This window comes from Bacillus sp. SIMBA_005, assembly GCF_046535585.1.
Lineage (GTDB): Bacteria > Bacillota > Bacilli > Bacillales > Bacillaceae > Bacillus > Bacillus pumilus.
In genome coordinates, this window is record NZ_JAWRWI010000901.1 from 1 (window position 1) to 248 (window position 248).

The 248-nt window shown below is 33.5% G+C and carries 1 protein-coding gene; it reads right to left on the minus strand.

All coding sequences use genetic code 11. The annotated features are described in order from the left end of the window. On the minus strand, positions 1-218 hold a 218-nt coding region (locus tag SB660_RS22675), incomplete at its 3' end, for a TetR/AcrR family transcriptional regulator (RefSeq protein ID WP_410584756.1). Positions 219-248 lie beyond the last annotated feature (30 nt).

Below are 248 nucleotides of genomic sequence, written 5' to 3' on the forward strand. Positions count from 1 at the left end.
CTGTAAAAGCTATCAAGCTCCTCAAATTTTTCCAAAATAACATCGTATTTGGATGGGAAATGGGTATAGAAAGTGCCCTTGGACACTTTACATGCTTTCGTAATTTGTTCAACAGATACATGTTCAAATCCATGTTTATTAAATAAATCTAAAGAAGTTTTCAGTAATTTTTCTCGAGTTTCTAATGCCTTTTTTTGGCGAGTAGTTAACGAATTCATGCCCATCTGCCTCCGTAATTAAAATATCCT